We start from the raw sequence: 16,372 nt of genomic DNA, 5'->3' as shown, positions 1-16,372 counted from the left end.
CTTTTTCCAAGGAGGTAAAAATAGTTCATGGCTGAATTTGAATTTATAAATCATTTAGATAATAAAACATATAAGGTACCTGAAGAGGATATATTAAAAGCTGAACAAAGAATGAACGTAGATATTCCAAATGATTTAAAACAATTATATTTAGAAGTCGGTTATGGTTTTATTAAAGGTGAAAGTGATAATGCAATTAATAGGATATTGGGGCCAGGGGCAGTAGCCGACATTAGACTAAGAGAAGGAATTTTTGAGTTTGACCCAGATTTAGATGAACTTTATGATGATGAAAATAAACTTATTTTTTTTGAAGTAAACGAGGGTGTTTATATTTCTATAGATTTACAATTGGGGAATAATCCAATATTTTATTTTGACACTCAAATAGCTGAATCGTTAGAGGATTTTTTAAAAAAGTTCCTCAATGATAACAAATATTATATTGATTTAACTGAGGATTAGACTTAAAAGTGTGAAGGGTTTGAAGAATTAATTGACCTTGATTGGCTGATGAAGCCTTTCAAGGTTTTTTTACAAATGAATTGTTATTTTCTGTTTAAGATGACTTAAATGTCTGTTGGGCTATGAACCTGTCTTCGGGGAAAATGGAAATTATATTGAATAATTGGAGGTTAATTATGGATAATACAAATTTCAGTAATTTAACAGAAGACGGCAAAGTAATATTTTTTCTTGGATTTTCAGAAAAAGTTTTGACGGTATTTTCTCAAAAGGAAGATCAGGTCTTAGCAAAGAAAGTTATATATAAATGTTGGGATTGGTTAAAAGATAAAGAAAATATAGGGGACATTCTATATGAATCACTAGATAATGAAGAAAATGGGATAACATTAATTCAAGAGATGTCAGTGAATGAAACAGATGTAACAGCTTGGAACTGTATTATAGATGCAGTTGCTTATACTAGTAGAAAAGCATTTGAAAGAGAAGACGTCAAATATTATCCAGAACCAATTGCTTTAGTTGATGATACATTATTAGACCATTTTATGGATTGTTTTACAAAATGCATAGATAATGCAGATAGTTATATTAGAAAAATGAATATTTTATTGGATGCATACAAGAATGGGAACATTATGGGTGATTTACGGACAGAGGTTTTAAGGGAACTTCAAATACAAAACTAATTATGCACTCAATTGAAAAGGTAATGCATAGAAAAAGCACTGGATTTCCTTTTAGGTAACAAGTGCTTTTGTTTTTTACAAATTACTTATGCCTGTACAATTAAAAGGTGCTTACTTGAAATAGATACTTCATAATGGCTGTCCTCATGAAGTCCGTTACTGGAAAAGTCACTGGCTATTATGATTATAAAAGAGCAGCAGAAGGCGTTGATCCGGTTACCGGGGAAAAACTCTCAACCGCAGAACGCGTTACAGCAGGAGCAATGGCCGCCGCCGAATTCATACCGGTCGTCGGCTGGGCAGGCCGCGCCTTCAAAGGCGGAAAAGCCATTTACAAAACCGGAAAAACTGTCATTGCCGCAGAACATGCTTTAGACGCCTACAAAGCAGGTGACATTCTCAAAATGACAGAAATGGGCGCATACGGCCTCGTTGCCTCAAACGGATTCTCAGAAGCCGTCACAGGCAGAGATATGTTTGGAAACAAAGTATCTGAGGAGAAGCGTAAGCAAGGGGCGCTGGAAGCGGCTTTGAGCTTGGTTGGAGCCGGGGCGCTGGCGAAGCATGTAAACAAAGGCATACCGCTTGCAACCCATTCAAAAGTCCAAAAAGCAAACAAAACACTAGAAAAAGTAAAGCAATTCAAAGTCCCGACAAATGTCCGCGTGTACGCAGAACGCCCGGTAACAACTAATGGCTTCACGTTCGGACTCCCAACAGCCCGTATAGATGTGGAAACGGCCGCTGTGAAGGATCTTGGGATTGTGAAGATGGTTAGTGATGGCGTCCGTAAGGGAAGATCTCATAGGCCCAACATTTCTAAAAATCACGATAAAGTAGCACATGATGGGTATTATGGACGTAAAGAATTTAGAACGATGCTTAATAATGCTTCGTTCACTCCGCATGGACATAAACATGTTAAGGCTAAAACTCCTGAAGAAGCAAAACGTTTTAGTATGACAGGTAGAAAGGCTGCTCAGTACTTACCAGATGTGAATAACAAAGTTTTAGAAAAAGAAGCACTTCTAAAAGGTCATATTATTGATAATGGCAATAACAACTATTATTTCATTTATGATGCAGGAAAAACAATCGGTTATGATCTTGGCACACCAACCAACCTGGATTAGAGCAGAGTTTTCTGGCGGTGAATATCACGGACATCCGATTTCTGGAAGTCGATTAGATAAGTATTTAAAACAACTTGGTATTGATAAGTAATAGGAGGCTTTTATGAGAAAGATAAAAAAAATGCCAGAAGTAAGTTTACAATCCTTAAGGATTCCGAAAGGATGGACCATAAATCAAAACAGCTTTAGAGAAATTGATCCGAAAAATCTAGCTCCAGACGATGAAAAGTGGTTATTTTTTTCACAAGATTTATTGCAATTAACATACTCTCGTAAAAATTACTTACTTGATTTAGGTTGGTATCCAGATGCGGATGCTAGTGGATTTTATCAACTGGTTGTGATACAAAATGATGATTGGGATAACCCCATGTATGAATTTCAGTCAAATAACCATATTGAAGTAGTTGAAAATATAGAAATGATATTAAACAAAGTTACGAATAGTGAAATGTAGTTAATTGATTAAAACTAAAAGCTTGCGGAACCTGAATTGCAAGTTTTTCAACAAGAATTTTTAAGCGAAAAACAGACACTAGTTAACTTGAGGCAGGATTGATTTTAGGTGCACGTGAAACAAATACACCATTTCAACATAAACGAAAAAGAAGAATTTATAAAAACACAGCAATCCCTTAAACATAAAATTAACCTGTCACCCACCATCGCCCCAGACTCCATCAACACCTGCGCAGGCGTCGATCTCGCCTATTGGGATCAGGACGGCGAACCGTACGGGGTGTGCAGTATCATTGTCATTGACGCCGATACAAAAGAAGTCATTGAAAAAGTGCACAGCATGGGGAAAATCAGTGTGCCGTATGTTTCCGGTTTTCTTGCGTTTCGTGAGCTGCCGCTGATCATCGAAGCGGCGAAAAAGCTGGAGACGGAGCCGGATGTGTTTTTGTTTGATGGCAACGGGTATCTGCATTACAATCATATGGGCATTGCCACCCATGCGGCTTTTTTTCTGGGTAAGCCGACGATTGGGATTGCGAAAACTTATCTCAAAATTAAAGGCTGTGATTTCATAATGCCTGAAAATGAAGTCGGTGCCTATACCGATATCATTATTGACGGTGTGGTATATGGCCGGGCGCTGCGGACGCGGCAGGATGTGAAGCCTATCTTCTTGTCTTGCGGGAATGACATTAATTTAGAAAGCAGCTATCAGATCACGATGAGCCTGATCAATCAAGAAAGCAGACTGCCGATCCCTGTCCGCCTGGCTGACCTTGAAACACATATCCTGCGAACATTTTATCAGAAAAATCACGTATAACCCTTGCAGTTCAGGAGCTGCAAGGGTTTTTATTGATCAGGCCATCTGTGAAAATGGCAGGAACCACGTGCAAATTAAGCAGAAGCGAAGAAACAACTGTCATAGCGAACACATGTCGGTACCGAAATAAAAAAGCACCTGTCCAGGTGCTTTTCTTTATAAATGAGGGATCACAAGGCCTCCATACAAAAACGCCGCGATAATCAAAAATGCCGGGTGCATCTTGAATTTTGTCAAAGCAAGGAGGGAGATCCCCGCAATCACTATTGATTGAACCCAGCCGATAGCTTTGATTCCGTCTGCGCCGATTTGCCAGGTAAGAATGAGCATCATGACTGCAATGACAGGCTGGACGGACAGCGTCATGCCTTTGATGACAGGTGATTGGCGGAAGCGCTGAATGATGCGCAGCAGGACGATCAATGCGAGCGCCGACGGTACAACGGTTGCGATCAGCGCGATCAGGAAGCCGGGCCATCCTCCTGCGCTGTAGCCGACATACGCGGCGATTTTGGTGGCGATCGGGCCCGGTAATGCGTTCGCAAGTGCGAGCATATTTGAGAATTGATCGTTTGTGAGCCAGCTGTATCTGTTGACGACTTCTTCAAACATCAGCGGGATAGACGCAGGCCCGCCGCCATATCCCAGCAGGTTTGCGATAAAAAACGCCATAAATATATAGATCATTATCATGGGGACGACATTCCTTTATCTTTTGAATGCTTATTTGTGATTTTGTTTTTCAATTTAAAATGAAACGCACCGTACGCTAAAAAAATGATAATGACAAGGCCGGGATTGATCTGTAACGTTTGCAGGCCGATAAAAGCGACGATAAAAAACAGGATGCCGGTGACCCAGCCGAAACCTTTCAGCGCTTTTTGCCCAAACTCGTATGCCATGATACCGAGCATTACTGCAATCACCGGCGTGACGGCACCGATCATGCCGGCAACAACCGCTGAATGGCTTAACACATTTACAGCGGTAAACAAGCCCGCCATAGCGAGGCATGTAGGGAGAATGTGGGCGAGAGTTGCCGCGATTGCGCCTAACGTGCCCTTTAGCCTGAAGCCCAGATACGCAGCCATTTTAGTGGCGATTGGACCCGGCAGCGCATTTGCGATCGCTAATATTTCCCCGAATTCATCATCGTCTATCCATTTGTATTTGTTGACGGCTTCATGGCGGATGAGCGGGATCACGGACGGGCCGCCCCCGAATCCGAGTATGCCTGTCCGCACCATCGCCGCCGTAATGTCCCAATAGGGGTTTTTCATTGCCGTGTCCTCCTTACAGCTTCATGCCCATTCTGCTTTTATACCGTTTAATCAGCATTTGGCAATCGACACTGACGACGCCTTTTTGCGTATAGAGCCGTTTTGTCAAAAACTCTTCCATCTCCTGATCATTTGCGAAAATGCCGTGCATATGCAGCTTGCTCGGACCTGTCATATGATAAAGGCTTGTCACGGCGGGCTCCTGTTCAAGCTTTAATGCCGTTTCCTCCAAATACTGCGGCTCCACCTCCACATTAAAAAACACAGACACATGACGTCCGATTTTCGCCGGGTTGATGACGGCGGTGAATTTTTCAATCACGCCGGCATCCAGTAAATGCTGGATGCGCTGCTGAACCGCCACTCGCGACAGATTAACCCGCTTTCCTAAGTCTGTATAGGAAATCCTCCCTTCCTCGTGCAGAATCGAGAGAATATGTTTATCCGTTTCATCAAGTACAAGATTCGGAATTCTGTACTCATGTTCCAATCGGTTTCACCTTCCTTCATTTGGCAGATATTATTGTATCATGAAATCTTACGGAATGAAGGAGAATTTTTTAATTATTTTCGATATGTAATAAATCAGGTTCATTTCCTATCGTAAGGTAAATAATGCGTGAGATTTTCTTCCAGGAAAGTAGATGCCCCACGGTGCCGTTTTTTATAATTGAGAAAATTTGTAAAGGGGCTTGCCATGAATACTTCAACCATCGGAACGAAACAAATGGTCGTCAGTCCGCATTATCTTGCTTCTCAGGCGGGTGCCGGCATTCTCGAGAAGGGCGGCAACGCGTTTGATGCGGCGGTGGCGGTCAGCGCCTGCCTGGCAGTCGTGTATCCGCATATGACAGGGATTGGCGGAGATTCATTTTGGCTTACATATCATCAAGAATCGGGCAGGATAAAAGCATATAACGGGAGCGGCCGTTCAGGAATGCAGGTGACGAGAGACTTGTATCGGGGCAGAGAAGCGATACCTCTGCGCGGGACAGAAAGCGCCATTACCGTTCCGGGAATGGCGGACAGCTGGGATGCCGTGCTTTCGGCGTACGGACGTCTTTCGCTCGCTGAGGTGCTGAAGCCTGCTCTTGATTATGCGGCAAACGGATTTCCGGTATCCGTCGATCAGTGCGCCCACACAGAACGTAATCTCGCTCTTTTAGCCTCGATGCCGTATACCTCGTCCATTTTTACGAGAAACAAAAAAACGCCCATGCCAGGCGAGCGGTTTGTCCAAAAGGATCTGGCGGCCAGCTTGGAACAGCTTGCCGAAAAAGGCAGGAGTGCATTTTATGAAGGAGATCTCGCTCAAAGCATCACATCATTTCTGCAGAACAACGGCGGGCGTCTGACGCTTGAAGATTTTAAAGCCCATCGCGGCGAGTGGTCGGACCCGGTATCCTCTGATTACCGCGGGTGCCGAATCTATCAGGCTCCGCCGAATTCACAGGGCTTTACAGGCTTAATGACGCTCAATATATTGGAAAACTATGATTTTACCCAGATTGAACACGGCTCCTTTGAATATTATCATCTGCTGATCGAGGCGCTGAAAAAGAGTTTTCAGCACCGGAATGAAGTGCTGACTGATCCTGCGTTTTCTCATATTCCGCTGGATCGGCTGCTTGATAAACGGTATGCAAAGCAGCTGGCGGAAGAAATCGGTGATATGGCTGCGCCGGCGGTAAGCCGGCCGGTCGGAAGCGACACCGCTTACGCCGCCGTCGCCGATGCGGAAGGAAATGCCGTTTCCTTTATTCAGAGCCTTTATTTCGAGTTCGGGTCTGCCGTGACGGCGGGGGAGACGGGCATTCTGCTGCAAAACCGCGGGTCATTTTTCTCACTGGATGAATCTCATGTCAATACACTTGAACCGGGCAAGCGGACGTTCCACACACTCATGCCGGCGATGGCCTTTAAAGAAGGAAAGCCGCACATCCTGTACGGAACCCAGGGAGGGGAAGGCCAGCCGCAAACTCAGACGGCGGTGATTACGCGCATCATTGATTACAAAATGGATCCGCAGCAGGCTGTCAGTGAGCCGCGCTGGGTCTGGGGACGGACATGGGGAGAGGAGTACGAAGGGCTGAGGGTCGAAAGCAGAATCAGCCCCGAAACGAGGGAAGCGTTAAAGCATTGCGGTCACCGCGTTGAGACCGTTGGCGATTTTGACAGGCTCATGGGACACGCAGCAGCGATCGTCATTGATGAAGAAGGCTTTCTCAAAGGCGGAACCGACCCGCGCGGAGACGGAGCGGCTGCAGGAGTATAGAGCATGATCCGCTAAAAAGGGTGAAAAAAATAAGCACGCCAAGTGCCGCGGAAAGACCCGCGTAAAACGAATCGTACACATATTGCTTTTTCTCCTGCTGGTGCCAGCCGTTGCAGCAAAAAAACATAGAAATAACTCCCGCAAATACGTACAATTCATTGAAAAATGTCACCGCTGCGGTGCCTATAATAAGCAGTGAAATTTCGATCAATCGATGTGTGCCGTTTATCGGTTTCTGATTTTTAACAGGCATTGGCAAACCGAGAAGTTGACAGCAAACACTTGAAACATGAGACTGAACAAAACAAATACGGCTGAAAAAATCAGTAAATGAATGATATCCATGGTCTCCCACTAAAACTTGGTCATTCCTTTCATACGGGTGAGGACATTCTAAATTTCAATATTCTATAAGACATTAGGCTGTGTTAAACGGTAAATGGCTGAAAAAGACCCCTTTTGAAAGGGGTCTTTTTGACTAGTTTCTTCTATTATATTAGGTCCTGTTTCAGGTCGGACGGACGAGTGTATATGTCTTTCCGAGTCTGGCATATTCATTCCCCGCGAGCCTCGCCGCGGGCTGCAGCTCATCCATCCGTATGTAGCCCTTATCAGCGTCATATACTTGGTCATTCAAATGAAAACAAACGACTCTGCCGATGATGAGATCTGTTGTCGTTTCTCCGCTGTCATTTTGGAACGGAAGGTGGCGTTCGAGTATACATTCAAACCTGACCTTCGCTTCTTTTATACCGGGAACACTGATACAAGCGCTGTCTGTCACAGAAAGGTCTGTTATGCCAAGCTCACTGACATCAGGATCAAGCCTTGCCGCCGTTTTGTTAATGTCTTCAATAATGGACTCATCACTCACATGCACGACGAATTCCTGATGAACGATTGCATTTCTCGCGGTGTCTTTCTGCCGTCCGTCCGCGCGGTTTACAGAGATGGCAAGAAGCGGCGGATCTGCGGAGACAATGTTATAAAAACTGAAGGGCGCCGCGTTTACGGCGCCGTTGATAGATGAACACGTAGTGACAAATGCAATCGGCCGGGGAACTACAGTGCCGGAAAGCAATTTGTAGGTGTCTTTTGCGTTCAGTTCGTCTGCTCGTAAGATATGCATCAATTCGGCCGCCTTTCTTTTTCGTATAACCTGATTATACCGAAAGAAAATTCGGAAACACAACAAAAGAAACCCGGCTGCATATCTTATCTCGTGGCATATATCTGATTGAGGAAAAAAGGCTTCCGTTTAGCCGGCAGCCTATTTACAAATGGTGTTAGGTTGTTGGGGGATTATTTGTAGTTTTTCTTTACAACCCAAACATTTCCGTCTTTCCAGTACTCTGTTTTGCTGCAGTAATCGTCTTTTTTATGGCTGGTTTTTTTATGAGAACGGTAAGGTTTTTTCTGAGTGCGTTTTTTCTTGCGGCGGCACGATTTTTTATTACTGCGTGATCTTTTGTGAGAGCGGCACGATTTTTTATTGCTGCGAGATCTTTTGTGAGAGCGGCACGATTTTTTATTGCTGCGTGATCTTTTGTGAGACCGGCATGACTTCTTACGGCTGCGGGATTTTTTGCGAGAGCGGCACGATTTTTTATTGCTGCGAGATCTTTTGTGAGAGCGGCATGATTTTTTATGGCTGCGTGATCTTTTGTGAGAACGTGATCTTTTATGGCTGCGAGATCTTTTGTGAGAGCGGCATGATTTTTTATGGCTGCGAGATCTTTTGTGAGAGCGGCACGATTTTTTGTGGCTGCGAGATCTTTTGTGAGAACGGGATTTTTTATGGCTGCGAGATTTTCTCTTCTTACCGCTTTTTTTGCTGTGCGGCTCTTGGTACAAATAATTTTTCAACCCTTCGGTACTTGCAGACTGTACTGCTTCTTCGATATCAGAATGGGAATAGTGGCCCATTTTGAAACCTCCTCTTGATATATGTTTTAAGGATGCGATCCTTACTACCACATAGTACGCATGGAAGAAAAAAGTGTATGTGTGTTCTGCTGAGTTTTATATAAAATGCACAGCCTAAATTAATACAGGGAGGTTTACAAGTGAAAGACCAATCAAACTTGCCTCTATACCAGCTGTTTATTCATCCGAAAGACTTGTGGGAGCTGAAAAAAGACATTTGGGATGATGATCCGGTGCCCGCGGTGCTGAGAGTTAATCAAAAACGGCTTGACATTGATCTGGCGTACCGCGGCTCTCATATAAGAGATTTTAAGAAAAAATCGTATCATATCACGTTTTATTCGCCGAAAACATTTCGCAGGGCTAAAGAAATACATTTAAACGCTGAGTACAAAGATCCGTCGATGATGCGGAATAAACTGTCTCTCGATTTCTTCGCGGAACTTGGGACGCTGTCACCGAAGGCGAATTTCGTATCCTTGCAAATCAACGGCAAATATGAGGGGGTGTACCTTGAGCTGGAGTCAGTGGATGAATACTTTCTGGCGAAACGGAATCTGGCGGACGGCGCCGTTTTTTACGCGGTTGACGATGACGCCAATTTCTCCCTTGTCAGTGATCTGGAGCGGGATACGAAAACATCGCTCGAACTCGGCTATGAAAAGAAAACAGGAACGAAAGAAGACGATTTTTACTTGCAGGATATGATCTATAAAATTAATACCGTGCCGAAGTCGGAGTTCAAGGGGGAGATTGTCAAACACTTGGACGCGGATAAGTATCTGCGGTGGCTTGCGGGCATCGTGTTTACCTCTAACTATGATGGGTTTGTTCATAATTACGCCTTGTACCGGAATCATGAAACGGGACTCTTTGAAGTCATTCCGTGGGATTACGACGCGACGTGGGGAAGAGACATTCACGGAGAGCGGATGGATGCCGATTATGTCAGAATACAAGGGTTTAATACCTTGACTGCAAGGCTTCTGGATGAACCGTATTTCCGCAAAGCATACAAACAGCTTCTGGAAGAGACGCTTCAGACCCGGTTTACCATTGACTATATGAAACCGAAAGTCATGTCGCTGTATGAACAGATCAGGCCGTTTGTCGCGAAGGATCCTTATAAGAAAGATGAGATTGACCGCTTTGACCGGGAGCCTGATGTGATTTGCGAATACATTAAGGAGCGGTCCGCCTTCATCAGCAGTGAGTTAAAGCAGTGGAATATCTGATTTTAGAATGAAGGGAAATTTTTTGCAAATAGGCTGGTGAACCAGTTCCCGAAAAGAATCGGGATACGTATATATGCATTATGTTTTGACATTAATGAGAAATATGACTAGGAGGACAATAGATGAAACGCAATACGAATCGGCATCGGTTTGATGATAACTTTTTGCATGCGATGGAAGGAAAAGTGATTACTGTCTACCGGGGGGGCCCGGAGTCTAAGACAGGAAGATTGGCAGACATTCAATCGGATTATATAGCTCTTCAGGTTGATAATAAAATTGTTTACTATCAATGGAAGCACGTGAAAAGTGTAACGGAAAATACGAGTGAGACAGTATCGCCGGCCGAGTCGGCAGAATGCGAAAAAGCTGATGATTTCCAAGACCTGATCAGCCGGATGACCAATCGCACGGTGCAGTTGAATCAGGGAGGTCCGGAATCGAAAAGAGGAAAGCTTCACGAAACAGGGGACGATTTTCTTGTGCTGGAAACGGAAGATGACGGAATTGTATATTTTAACACCGACCATGTCAAAAGCATCAGCGCGGAACAAGAAGATGATCAAGAGGATGAGCGTACAGAGTTTGAAATGGCCGATGATTTTCACGGCATATTTAAATGCCTGATCCACAAATGGGTTTCTATCAACCGCGGCGGTCCTGAAGCCGTTGAAGGTATACTTGTGGATAATTCCGACGGCCACTATACCCTTGTGAAAGATAAAGAAGTGCTGCGAATCCATCCGCTTCATATCAAGAGTATAAGCGCAGGGGCAAAAGGAGCAGCTAAAAAAGAGGAGAATAAAAACGAGAATCAAGGTGAGAAAGAGTGTACTGAAGAGGAATCACATGAGGAGCATCATACTTCCTCTGAAAAATCGAAAAGATCATCAAGATCGGTTCGATCCTCAAAACGGGATGAAGAGGACTCTTATAGTTACGCCACTGTATTAAGAACAATAGATTATCGGTGGAAACGCGGCCGTAAATGACCGGAAAGATTGTCCGTAAACGCGGGAGAGGGGGGATGAAATGGCTGGATTAAGCAGATTTCTGGATAAACAAGTCGATATTGAAATATCGGGAAATACAACATTTTCAGGAACTCTTTTAGATATCGGTCATGATATCATTGTGATTTATGACGGCCGGACTTTTCTTTATATCCCGCTGCTGCATCTTCAGCGGATGACTTTGACGCTGCCGGACGATCAGAATCAAGGGGCGTACACAAGAAAAGAAGGTCCGCATCCTGAAAAACAGGAACATTCATTTTCTTATCGAAATACCCTCCAGCATATAAAAGGCAGATTTACAGAAATATTCGTGACAGGAGACCGTTCCATTCATGGGTATGTGACAAGTGTTCTAAACGATTATTTCGTTTTCTTCTCTCCGGTTTATAAGACGCTTTTCATTTCGATGCATCATTTGAAATGGCTGACACCATACTCCAATGAGCAGACGCCGTATACATTAAACAGCTCAGAGCTGCCGGTTGTTCCCGCTAATGTGCCCCTTGTCCGGAATTTTGAGGAGCAATTAAAAAAATATATCGGCAAATTGATTATTCTGGATTTAGGAGATATACCGAATAAAGTGGGATTGTTACAGGACGTCTCCGCTAATATCCTTGAATTGACCAATGCAGAGGGAGATACTGTTTTTTGGAAATTGAATCATTTAAAAACCATGCACCTCCCATAAATAATAAAACTGCCTCTCTTATACAGCAGGCAGTTTTTTTCATCGGAGCTAAAGATAAATCCAACTGATCCAAACAAATAAAACGGTAATGGTAAACACAACGGTGAGAGGGACAACGATAATAGTCGTTTTTATATATTCCGACCAAGAGACTTTTTCGCCGTGCTGTCTGGTGATATGCATCCAGATAAGTGTGGCTAATGTCCCGATCGGCAGAAGCAATGATCCGATATCACTGCCGATAATATTAGCCAAATAAATGATTTTAACGGTTAATGGGTCGATTGACATTTCAGTTAATGTCAAGGTGCTGATCATTAAGGCAGGATGGTTATTGAACAAATTGGAGAGGACGGATGTAGCAATTCCCATAATAGATGCTGCGTGGGCAATGCTTTGTGAGACATAAGGCTCAATATACTGCACAAGCAATGCGGTCAGTCCGATATTATGAAGACCGTAGATGATAATATACATCGTGAAGGCAAAAACAAAGATATGCCATGGTGCTTTTCTTAATAAGTCTGCCGGGCCGATTTTTAAATAAAACCATCTCCAGCCAAGCAGAATGACTGAACTGATGACGGCCACAAGCGAAACGGATATGCCGATGTAAGAAGCTGCAAACAGACTGATCCGTACTAACAATACGAATGCCAAAACACAAAACATGATGTTCGTGCGGCTGTTTTGGGCCGGGTCCGGCGGAGGCTGAAGCGGATGATATCTTTTGTGTTTCAGCGAATCAAAATGAACCGGAATATCGGGGAGCTGCTTCGGCAAGCGGCGGTAAAAAACAGCAAACAACAGAAAGGCCATAAACACCAGTCCCAGCGTGCCGGGGATAAACATCATGTTGGTATACAAATAAAGATCCATGCCTATCATTTTGAGAGAAATTAAATTGACGATATTACTGACGCCGATCGGGGTGCTTGCTGCCGTCGCAATTAATACACCGCTTATTAAATACGGCGTTTTTTGGTGTCTTTTAAGTCCGAGATACTGTAATACCAATAGTAAAATAGGGGTGGTGATTAAAACGCTGCCGTCATTATTCAGAAAGAGCGTCATTGAAAAACAAAGCAGGTTGGTTAACCAAAAAAGCCGGATGCCTGACCCTTTGGCGCGATGGAGCAGCTTGGCTGCCGCCCAATTGAAAAAACCGAAGCTTTCCAGCGCGATCGCCATAATCATTGTGGAGATAATGGTTATGGATGCTCCGGTGACTTTTGACCCTATATCTCCTAAATCATGAAAGGAAACGGTTCCGCTTAACAATACGAGAATGGCGCCCAGCGCTGCCGGAACGGCTTCATTTATTCCCCCGGGTCTCCAAAATATAAAAATAATGGTTGCAAAGAAAGAAATCAGGGTCAAAATGACGCTAATATGTGTAATGTGTTCTGCCTCCTTTTTGAATGGGCCATTGCCGCCCCGTTATTTTTATCCCTCCTGATCAGTTGTACTGTATGTATACGAGTACAGGACGAAAGGTGTACTGAGCGTTTCTACTAATTTAATAAAATTCCATATAAGCACACAAAAAAAGAGGCTGCTTTTCGGCGCCCTCTTTTTTTATGCATTTTCCTTATCCGCCTGCAATAAAGCCTGGCGTTTATTCATAATCTCCAAGAAATGTTTCAGGATCGGGTTTTGATTGTCCTTGCGGTAGGCGATGACCCATTCGGCGGTAAGCTGAACCTGATTGATGTCGCGATAGGCGACTTCGAGATTAAACAGCTTTTTAGCTGAAGAAGGTACGAAGGTCACACCGATTCCGGCGCTTACCAACCCGATCACCATTTGATACTCCGTCGCTTCCTGAACGATTTTCGGTTTGAAGCCCGCCTGCTCGCAAAAGTTTACAAATTCCAGGTATAAAGTCGGCCATGTTTCTTTCGCAAGTGTGATAATCGGTTGGTTTTTTAAATCCTGAATATCGATTGTTTGTTTGGCGGTAAGCGGGTGCTGCTTCGGCAAAGCCAGTATGCAAGGACTGCTCTGCACCTTTTCCATATGTAAAGCCGAATGCTGTAAAGGCGGATGAAGGATGCCGATATCAATGTTTCCCTTCAGAAGCTCTTCCTGCTGTCTGAAAGAGGAAATTTCACGCAGATCCAGCTTGACAGAGGGGAACTTTTCACGGAATTCCCGAATGATCGGCGGCAGAAATTCATATGTGGCCGAGCCGACAAAACCGACGACAAGGCGGCCGAGCTCTCCCCGTGCGGTCCTCTGCGCCATTTCAATCGCTTTGTCTATTTGTTCGATCGCGTTTCTGCTGTGTTTTAAAAAACTTTCTCCGGCAGCTGAAAGCTCTACAACCCGTTTCGTGCGCTTTAATAAAGTCACGCCGACTTCCTTCTCAAGCTGTTTGATCTGCTGGCTGAGAGGAGGCTGTGTCATATTTAACCGAAGCGCAGCTTTGCCGAAATGAAGTTCTTCGGCAACGGCAATAAAGTATTGAAGATGGCGAAGCTCCATCCTTATCCATTCCTTTCCCTTTGTTAATTATTCGTGAAACATATTAATCATACGGCGAATTGATATTGGAGGTCAATTTCCAAAGAGTGTATAGTGAATAATATCACAAATTACTTAAAATTTTATATTTAATATGCATAATAAGGAGTGAGGGTGTTGGCAAAAGCAACAAATGAACTAAAAACCTCTGGTAAAAATCGCGGGGCGGAGCTTGTTGTTGATTGCTTAGTGGAGCAAGGTGTCACACATGTTTTTGGCATTCCGGGTGCAAAAATTGATGCAGTATTTGATGCGTTAAAAGATAAAGGACCTGAACTGGTTTTATGCCGTCACGAACAGAACGCTGCGTTTATGGCAGCGGCTGTTGGAAGACTGACAGGAAAACCTGGCGTTTGTCTCGTTACTTCAGGCCCGGGGGCATCCAACTTGGCGACCGGCTTGTTAACGGCTAATACAGAAGGTGATCCGGTAGTTGCACTGGCGGGAAACGTGATTCGCGCAGACCGGTTAAAACGGACACACCAATCATTGGACAATGCGGCGCTATTTCAGCCGATCACAAAATACAGTGTAGAAGTACAGGAAACAGGGAATATACCAGAAGCGGTAACAAACGCCTTCAGGGCAGCGTCAGCAGGTCAGGCCGGCGCGGCTTTTGTGAGCTTTCCGCAGGATGTTGTGAATGAAATCACAACTGTAAAAAACGTACGCAGCGTGCCGGCGCCGAAACAAGGCCCTGCACCGGAAGAAGCGGTCAGTGCGGCTATCGCGAAAATCCAGACGGCGAAACTTCCCGTTCTGTTAGTCGGCATGAAAGGCGGAAGACCGGAGGCGGTAAAACAAATCCGCAAACTGCTTGCTAAAACAAAACTGCCTTTCGTGGAAACGTACCAAGGGGCCGGCACATTGTCCAGAGAGCTGGAAGACCAATATTTCGGCCGGATCGGACTGTTCCGCAACCAGCCGGGCGATCTTCTGCTTGAACAGGCGGATGTCGTATTAACGATCGGTTACGATCCGATTGAATACGATCCGAAGTTCTGGAATGTAAACGGCGACCGTGACATTATCCATCTTGATGAAATTCAGGCCGATATCGATCATGCGTATCAGCCGGAATTAGAATTACTGGGCGATATCGCCGCAACGGTCAAACAAATTGAGCACGACGCGGTGACATTTGATATGGGCAGCCGTGAACAGGAAGTGCTGGACGAATTAAAACAAATACTCTCAGACAGCGAGAAGGCTCCAAGCGACCATAAATCCGACAGAGTGCATCCTCTGCAAATCGTCCAAGAACTGCGCAGCGCAATTGATGACGACGTAACCGTTACTTGTGACATCGGCTCTCACGCCATCTGGATGTCCCGCTACTTCCGCGCTTATGAGCCGCTGAAGCTGATGATCAGCAACGGCATGCAGACATTGGGCGTAGCGCTTCCTTGGGCGATTGCCGCCACATTGGTGAATCCGGGTGAAAAAGTCGTATCTGTTTCAGGAGACGGAGGATTCCTGTTCTCAGCAATGGAACTGGAAACGGCGGTCCGCTTAAAATCGCCGATCGTTCACCTTGTCTGGAATGACAGCACATATGATATGGTCGCATTCCAGCAAATGAAAAAATATAACCGTACATCATGCGTAGATTTCGGAAACATTGACATCGTAAAATATGCGGAAAGCTTCGGCGCCACCGGCTTGCGCGTTGAGTCACCGGAACAGCTGGCAGACGTGCTGCAAAAAGGCTTGAACACAGAGGGTCCTGTCATCATCGACATTCCTGTCGATTACAGTGACAACGTCCATTTATCAAGCGACATGCTTCCGAAGCAATTCAAAGAAAAAATGAAAGCAAAAGCTCTCTAGCACTCTGCGCACCATGACCTGTTT

The 16,372-nt window shown here is 44.6% G+C and carries 16 protein-coding genes and 1 pseudogene; 10 read left to right on the top strand and 7 right to left on the bottom strand.

Features of this window, described 5'->3' with window-relative positions; translation table 11 throughout:
- Positions 1 to 27: 27 nt before the first annotated feature.
- From QRX25_RS17550 to QRX25_RS17530, 5 genes and pseudogenes are all read left to right on the top strand, one after another.
- On the top strand, positions 28 to 465 hold the full coding sequence (locus tag QRX25_RS17550; protein WP_212099579.1) for an SMI1/KNR4 family protein: 438 nt from the start codon (positions 28 to 30) through the stop codon (positions 463 to 465).
- 176 nt (positions 466 to 641) lie between these two features.
- The gene (locus QRX25_RS17545) at positions 642 to 1,154 is read left to right on the top strand and encodes an Imm6 family immunity protein (RefSeq protein WP_212099576.1); all 513 of its coding nucleotides are present in this window, start codon (positions 642 to 644) and stop codon (positions 1,152 to 1,154) included.
- Positions 1,155 to 1,312: 158 nt separating this feature from the next.
- Positions 1,313 to 1,729: pseudogene (locus QRX25_RS17540) on the top strand (pre-toxin TG domain-containing protein); the annotation flags it as partial.
- A 661-nt stretch (positions 1,730 to 2,390) separates the two neighbouring features.
- Entirely contained in the window at positions 2,391 to 2,744 is a 354-nt protein-coding gene (locus QRX25_RS17535) for a hypothetical protein (RefSeq protein ID WP_115996714.1), read from the top strand.
- A 108-nt stretch (positions 2,745 to 2,852) separates the two neighbouring features.
- Positions 2,853 to 3,569: an endonuclease V gene (locus QRX25_RS17530; protein ID WP_212099573.1), complete on the top strand. Its 717-nt coding sequence runs from the start codon at positions 2,853 to 2,855 to the stop codon at positions 3,567 to 3,569.
- Between the two features lie 156 nt (positions 3,570 to 3,725).
- On the opposite strand, the gene chrA is transcribed toward QRX25_RS17530, so the two are convergent.
- From chrA to chrS, 3 genes are read right to left on the bottom strand one after another with little or no spacing between them, the layout of a single operon-like run.
- Entirely contained in the window at positions 3,726 to 4,262 is a 537-nt protein-coding gene (chrA, locus tag QRX25_RS17525) for a chromate resistance efflux protein ChrA (protein WP_013353851.1), read from the bottom strand.
- Complete coding sequence (gene chrB / locus QRX25_RS17520) at positions 4,259 to 4,849, bottom strand: chromate efflux transporter ChrB (protein WP_013353850.1); 591 nt, start codon at positions 4,847 to 4,849, stop codon at positions 4,259 to 4,261. The genes chrA and chrB overlap by 4 nt, the downstream gene beginning before the upstream one ends.
- A 13-nt stretch (positions 4,850 to 4,862) precedes the next feature.
- Entirely contained in the window at positions 4,863 to 5,339 is a 477-nt protein-coding gene (chrS, locus tag QRX25_RS17515; protein WP_212099570.1) for a chromate efflux transcriptional regulator ChrS, read from the bottom strand.
- 207 nt (positions 5,340 to 5,546) lie between these two features.
- Between chrS and ggt the strand changes: the two genes are divergently transcribed.
- Entirely contained in the window at positions 5,547 to 7,124 is a 1,578-nt protein-coding gene (gene ggt, locus QRX25_RS17510; protein ID WP_212099567.1) for a gamma-glutamyltransferase, read from the top strand.
- 508 nt (positions 7,125 to 7,632) lie between these two features.
- Here the strand turns inward: ggt and QRX25_RS17505 are convergent.
- Together QRX25_RS17505 and QRX25_RS17500 are read right to left on the bottom strand one after the other, a co-directional pair.
- Positions 7,633 to 8,253 (bottom strand): flavin reductase family protein, encoded by a 621-nt coding sequence (locus QRX25_RS17505; RefSeq protein ID WP_212099564.1) that lies wholly within the window; start codon positions 8,251 to 8,253, stop codon positions 7,633 to 7,635.
- Between the two features lie 173 nt (positions 8,254 to 8,426).
- On the bottom strand, positions 8,427 to 9,050 hold the full coding sequence (locus tag QRX25_RS17500; protein ID WP_249199277.1) for a CotG/ExsB N-terminal domain-containing protein: 624 nt from the start codon (positions 9,048 to 9,050) through the stop codon (positions 8,427 to 8,429).
- A gap of 140 nt (positions 9,051 to 9,190) precedes the next feature.
- On the opposite strand from QRX25_RS17500, the gene QRX25_RS17495 reads away from it, so the two are divergent.
- The 3 genes from QRX25_RS17495 to QRX25_RS17485 all read left to right on the top strand — a co-directional run bounded on the left by QRX25_RS17495 (position 9,191) and on the right by QRX25_RS17485 (position 11,992).
- Positions 9,191 to 10,285, top strand: coding sequence for a CotH kinase family protein (locus tag QRX25_RS17495; protein ID WP_115996726.1), 1,095 nt, complete (start codon positions 9,191 to 9,193; stop codon positions 10,283 to 10,285).
- A 122-nt stretch (positions 10,286 to 10,407) separates the two neighbouring features.
- Positions 10,408 to 11,277: a spore coat protein gene (locus tag QRX25_RS17490; RefSeq protein WP_065982498.1), complete on the top strand. Its 870-nt coding sequence runs from the start codon at positions 10,408 to 10,410 to the stop codon at positions 11,275 to 11,277.
- Between the two features lie 40 nt (positions 11,278 to 11,317).
- A complete protein-coding gene (locus QRX25_RS17485; protein WP_115996728.1) occupies positions 11,318 to 11,992 on the top strand; it encodes a YwrJ family protein in 675 nt (224 codons plus the stop codon).
- 48 nt (positions 11,993 to 12,040) lie between these two features.
- On the opposite strand, the gene QRX25_RS17480 is transcribed toward QRX25_RS17485, so the two are convergent.
- Positions 12,041 to 13,372: an arsenic transporter gene (locus QRX25_RS17480; protein WP_115996730.1), complete on the bottom strand. Its 1,332-nt coding sequence runs from the start codon at positions 13,370 to 13,372 to the stop codon at positions 12,041 to 12,043.
- 198 nt (positions 13,373 to 13,570) lie between these two features.
- On the bottom strand, positions 13,571 to 14,479 hold the full coding sequence (gene alsR / locus QRX25_RS17475; protein WP_014471118.1) for an acetoin biosynthesis transcriptional regulator AlsR: 909 nt from the start codon (positions 14,477 to 14,479) through the stop codon (positions 13,571 to 13,573).
- A gap of 156 nt (positions 14,480 to 14,635) precedes the next feature.
- Here alsR and alsS point away from each other — a divergent pair, with 156 nt between their 5' ends.
- Entirely contained in the window at positions 14,636 to 16,348 is a 1,713-nt protein-coding gene (gene alsS, locus QRX25_RS17470; protein WP_212099561.1) for an acetolactate synthase AlsS, read from the top strand.
- Positions 16,349 to 16,372 lie beyond the last annotated feature (24 nt).

It is taken from the genome of Bacillus sp. L381 (assembly GCF_030284525.1).
In the GTDB taxonomy this organism is placed as follows: Bacteria; Bacillota; Bacilli; order Bacillales; family Bacillaceae; genus Bacillus; species Bacillus amyloliquefaciens.
This window is presented reverse-complemented; position numbering and strand designations above follow the sequence as displayed.

Coding starts and splice junctions, on each gene's coding strand:
- chrB (WP_013353850.1), bottom strand. CDS start 4,849: ATGAAAAACCCCTATTGGGACATTACGGCGGCGATGGTGCGGACAGGC.
- QRX25_RS17545 (WP_212099576.1), top strand. CDS start 642: ATGGATAATACAAATTTCAGTAATTTAACAGAAGACGGCAAAGTAATA.
- QRX25_RS17485 (WP_115996728.1), top strand. CDS start 11,318: ATGGCTGGATTAAGCAGATTTCTGGATAAACAAGTCGATATTGAAATA.
- QRX25_RS17550 (WP_212099579.1), top strand. CDS start 28: ATGGCTGAATTTGAATTTATAAATCATTTAGATAATAAAACATATAAG.
- chrA (WP_013353851.1), bottom strand. CDS start 4,262: ATGATAATGATCTATATATTTATGGCGTTTTTTATCGCAAACCTGCTG.
- QRX25_RS17535 (WP_115996714.1), top strand. CDS start 2,391: ATGAGAAAGATAAAAAAAATGCCAGAAGTAAGTTTACAATCCTTAAGG.
- QRX25_RS17500 (WP_249199277.1), bottom strand. CDS start 9,050: ATGGGCCACTATTCCCATTCTGATATCGAAGAAGCAGTACAGTCTGCA.
- ggt (WP_212099567.1), top strand. CDS start 5,547: ATGAATACTTCAACCATCGGAACGAAACAAATGGTCGTCAGTCCGCAT.
- QRX25_RS17505 (WP_212099564.1), bottom strand. CDS start 8,253: ATGCATATCTTACGAGCAGACGAACTGAACGCAAAAGACACCTACAAA.
- alsR (WP_014471118.1), bottom strand. CDS start 14,479: ATGGAGCTTCGCCATCTTCAATACTTTATTGCCGTTGCCGAAGAACTT.
- QRX25_RS17490 (WP_065982498.1), top strand. CDS start 10,408: ATGAAACGCAATACGAATCGGCATCGGTTTGATGATAACTTTTTGCAT.